The sequence below is a fragment of the Pantoea sp. CTOTU50773 genome (assembly GCF_032082325.1).
GTDB lineage: Bacteria > Pseudomonadota > Gammaproteobacteria > Enterobacterales > Enterobacteriaceae > Pantoea > Pantoea communis.
This window is the reverse complement of sequence record NZ_DAMDQC010000185.1, coordinates 4,170-8,007: the sequence shown is the minus strand read 5'-3', so window position 1 is coordinate 8,007 and position 3,838 is coordinate 4,170. Positions and strand designations below refer to the sequence as shown.

Annotated in this window: 6 protein-coding genes; 2 read left to right on the top strand and 4 right to left on the bottom strand. The window is 53.3% G+C overall.

The features are described from left to right. A partial coding sequence (locus RT340_RS20340) for a glyceraldehyde 3-phosphate dehydrogenase NAD-binding domain-containing protein (RefSeq protein ID WP_313377586.1) occupies nt 1–601 on the bottom strand: 601 nt, incomplete at its 3' end. A 338-nt stretch (nt 602–939) separates the two neighbouring features. Between RT340_RS20340 and msrB the strand changes: the two genes are divergently transcribed. Together msrB and RT340_RS20330 are read left to right on the top strand one after the other, a co-directional pair. Further along, nucleotides 940–1,350, top strand: a complete 411-nt coding sequence (msrB, locus tag RT340_RS20335; protein ID WP_313377585.1) for a peptide-methionine (R)-S-oxide reductase MsrB — start codon at nt 940–942, stop codon at nt 1,348–1,350. Nucleotides 1,351–1,352: 2 nt separating this feature from the next. Beyond that, nucleotides 1,353–1,634 carry a YeaC family protein gene (locus tag RT340_RS20330; protein ID WP_045816085.1) on the top strand — a complete coding sequence of 94 codons (282 nt, stop codon included), beginning with the start codon at nt 1,353–1,355 and terminating at the stop codon, nt 1,632–1,634. 35 nt (nt 1,635–1,669) lie between these two features. Here RT340_RS20330 and pncA read toward each other — a convergent pair whose 3' ends face one another. From pncA to RT340_RS20315, 3 genes are all read right to left on the bottom strand, one after another. Beyond that, nucleotides 1,670–2,278: a bifunctional nicotinamidase/pyrazinamidase gene (pncA, locus tag RT340_RS20325; RefSeq protein WP_034828795.1), complete on the bottom strand. Its 609-nt coding sequence runs from the start codon at nt 2,276–2,278 to the stop codon at nt 1,670–1,672. A gap of 16 nt (nt 2,279–2,294) precedes the next feature. After that, nucleotides 2,295–3,308: an asparaginase gene (gene ansA / locus RT340_RS20320; protein ID WP_034828797.1), complete on the bottom strand. Its 1,014-nt coding sequence runs from the start codon at nt 3,306–3,308 to the stop codon at nt 2,295–2,297. 85 nt (nt 3,309–3,393) lie between these two features. Further along, nucleotides 3,394–3,838, bottom strand: a 445-nt coding sequence (locus tag RT340_RS20315) for a S49 family peptidase (RefSeq protein WP_313377584.1), incomplete at its 5' end; no start/stop codon positions are given.

Below are 3,838 nucleotides of genomic sequence, written 5' to 3'. Positions count from 1 at the left end.
CTGCGCCGCGGCCGCCGCGCCAGTCTTTGTGAGACGGGCCATCAACGGTTTTCTGCGTAGCGGTGGTGGCGTGAACAGTGGTCATCAGACCTTCAACGATACCGAAGTGGTCGTTGATCACTTTAGCCAGTGGTGCCAGGCAGTTAGTGGTGCAAGAGGCGTTAGAAACGATATCCTGGCCAGCATATTTTTCAAAGTTAGCGCCACGAACGAACATTGGGGTCGCATCTTTAGAAGGACCGGTCAGAACCACTTTCTTCGCACCAGCCTGAATGTGTTTGCGGGCGGTTTCGTCGGTCAGGAAGATACCGGTTGCTTCTGCAACAACGTCAACACCCACTTCGTCCCATTTCAGGTTAGCCGGGTCTTTCTCAGCGGTAACACGGATTTTCTTACCGTTAACAATCAGCGCGCCGTCTTTCACTTCTACGGTGCCGTCGAAACGACCGTGCGTAGAGTCATACTTCAGCATGTAAGCCATGTAATCGGCGTCGAGCAGGTCGTTGATCGCGACGATTTCGATGTCAGAACGCTGCTGTGCAGCACGGAAAACGATGCGACCGATACGGCCAAAACCGTTGATACCTACTTTGATAGTCATATATTCCACCAGCTATTTGTTAGTGAATAAAAGGTTGGCTGTAAAATTACAAAAACCTTACCAGGCGTCAAGCGGAATCGTGTCAATTGTTGCGACAGGTCAATTCCAACGCCAGGAATAATTGGTTGCGCAATCGCTTACGCAGCACCCTTATTGCGCGCCTATGTTACGCCGAATACCGACCGAAAAGGGATGACTTTTGCAAAGGGTGATCGACGTCACAATTTTGCGCTGTGGCAGTCGTGGCGAACGGGTTCGCACGAAAAAAGACCATGATGATGTTGTTCGTTTGTTAGAATACTAGTCGATTTTTACAGAATGACACTCCGGAACTCAAAATGGCTAAAGACACCGCACCCGAGGCAAAAATCGCGCAGCTTTCTGAGATGCAACGCTATGTCACACAGCATCGCGGCACGGAACCTCCTTTCAGTGGCGCATTACTGCATAACAAGCAGGAGGGCATCTACCACTGTTTAGTGTGCAATTCACCGCTGTTCCTCTCCGACTCTAAATATGATCCAGGCTGCGGCTGGCCGAGCTTTTACCAGCCTTACAGCGACGAAGCGATTCGTTATCTGGAAGATGATTCCCACGGCATGCACCGCGTGGAAATTCGCTGTGGCAATTGCGATGCGCATCTCGGCCACGTCTTCCCGGATGGCCCGCAGCCTACCGGTGAGCGCTACTGCGTTAACTCTGCCTCATTGAGCTTTACCGATGAGCAGGGCAAGCAACAAGAGGGCTGAGCATGAAGCAAGAACTGGAAGCCATGCTGGCGGCGATGACGCCGGAAGTCTACGAGCGGCTCGCCACCGCAGTGGAAACCGGTAAATGGCCGGACGGTGTCGCGCTGACGCAAGAGCAGCGCGATAATTGCCTGCAGCTGGTGATGCTGTGGCAGGCGCGTCACAACGACGACCCGCAGCATATGACCATTGGCAAAGGGGGGGAGATGGTGATGAAGTCGAAAAAGCAGCTTAAGGAAGAGTTCGGTATCGAGCCGGACATCACGCGCATTAACCTGCACTAAAACGCAAAAGGGCTGGTTTTCACCAGCCCTCATTTTCAGATTATTACCGCACCCTGAGCTTGCATCTGTTCGATGGCAATATCGCTATCATCAGGATTCAGGTTGACGCCGCGGCAACCCTCTTTCACCACTTCAACGTTGTAGCCCAGCTCCAGCGCATCCAGCACGCTGTATTTGACGCAATAGTCGGTAGCGAGCCCCAGCATCACCAGGTCGCTGATGTCGCGTTCACGCAGCCAACTGTCTAGCTCCGTTTTGCGGCGATGGCCGTTATCGAAGAAAGCACTGTAGCTGTCCACATCCGCGTCGCCCCCTTTATGGAACACCGCATCAATCAGTGTGCGGTCCAGTTCTGGGTGGAAATCCGCCCCCACTGAGTTCTCGACTCCATGATCGGGCCACCAAATCTGCGCCAGACCGTTCAATTCACCCAGGGTATACACTGGTTCGCCAGAGACGGAGGCGAAGCTGCCATGATCTGCCGGATGCCAGTCTTGCAATGCCACTACACATTCTCCCCGATCGCGGAACTCGCGTGCGTAGCGATTGGCAACGGCAACCGTTTGGTCGCCTTCGCGCACCGCCATTGGGCCGCCGGGGCAAAAATCGTTCTGAATATCGATGATTATCAATGCCCGCTTCATTACATCTCGCTCCGTATCAGTCGTCGGTCAGTTCGCCGCGTAAATTCTGTTGCATTCTGGCACGAATTTCCGGGTTGGTGAGGTTTTGGCTCAACAAAAAGTGCAGTTTTGTTAATGTAGCCTCAACGGTAAGGTCAAAACCGCTGATCACCCCCGCATGTTCCAGCGCATTACCGGTGGCATAGCCCCCCATATTCACTTTTCCGGACATGCATTGCGTCAGATTCACCACCACAATCCCACGTTCGCTCGCCTGCTGCAGTTCAGCCAGGAATTCTGCATTTTGCGGCGCGTTGCCGACACCATAAGAGCGCAGAATCAGTGCTTTCACCGGCTGGCGCAAGAAGTTACGCACCACATCGGCAGAGATCCCGGGGTAAATGGTAACCACGCCAATCGGTTGTGGGGTAATCGGATGCACAATCAACTCGCCACGGCCCTGTGGTGCCGGCGGCGTATTGAGTTTACGAATGTGAATACCGGCTTCCAGCAAAGGAGGGAGATTCGGTGAAGCGAAGGCGTTGAAGCCGTCGGCATGGGCTTTGGTGGTGCGATTGCCACGGAACAGCGTGTTGTTAAAGAACAACGCCACTTCATTGATCGGATAATTAGCGGCCACGTACAACGAATTGAGTAAATTCTGCTGACCATCTGAGCGCAATTCTGCCAGTGGAATCTGCGAGCCGGTTACGATTACCGGCTTCGCCAGGTTTTCCAGCATGAATGACAGCGCCGAGGCAGTGAATGCCATGGTGTCGGTGCCGTGCAGAATGACAAAACCATCATAGCTGTCGTAATTCTGTTTAATGTCATCAGCAATCGATTGCCAATCCAATGGCGTCATGTCTGACGAATCCATCAGAGGCTGATATTCGTGGATGGTGAAATTCGGCATCTCAGGCCGATGGAATTCTGGCATGTTGGCCAGTTGCTGCTGCAGGTGGCCGGAAACCGGAATGTAGCCGTGCGCGGAGCGCTGCATACCGATGGTACCGCCCGTGTAGGCTACATAGATATTTTTCTTTTGCATGGAAGAACTCAGACTTGCCGTAAAACGCGCAGTATAAGGGGATTAACAGCGAAAAGCAGCCCGACCAGCGGCCGGGCTGTAAAGATTAGCGTACGTTGCCGCAGTTCAGGCAGAAGGCGTAGCGATTTTGCGGATCATTAAGATTGTTCATCAGGCCAGGCTGATCTTTCACTGCACTCATTACGTCCAGCATCGGCGCGGGCAGCCACACCTTCAGTGCTGCTGGCAGCATCGCTTGTGCAGAGGCATTCATCTGATTTAGCAGCAGGTCAATCATGCCGGGGTCGTCCTGATACCAGCTAAGCTGCGGCTTGGCGACTTTTGCCAACTCAGCCGCTTTCGCCACGGCATCGTCAAAATCACCCAACGCATCCACCAGGCCATTGGCTTTAGCATCACTGCCGGTCCAGACATGGCCCTGAGCGATATCATTGATCTGTTCTGGCGTTTTATGACGCGACTTCGCGACCAGTCCGACAAAGTTACGATAGCCGTTTTCGATGGTCAGTTGCATCAATTGCTGCACTTCC

What these genes read in the sequence shown, in the direction of transcription:
- msrB (WP_313377585.1), top strand. Translation starts at nt 940, where the DNA reads ATGGCTAAAGACACCGCACCCGAGGCAAAAATCGCGCAGCTTTCTGAG.
- RT340_RS20330 (WP_045816085.1), top strand. Translation starts at nt 1,353, where the DNA reads ATGAAGCAAGAACTGGAAGCCATGCTGGCGGCGATGACGCCGGAAGTC.
- pncA (WP_034828795.1), bottom strand. Translation starts at nt 2,278, where the DNA reads ATGAAGCGGGCATTGATAATCATCGATATTCAGAACGATTTTTGCCCC.
- ansA (WP_034828797.1), bottom strand. Translation starts at nt 3,308, where the DNA reads ATGCAAAAGAAAAATATCTATGTAGCCTACACGGGCGGTACCATCGGT.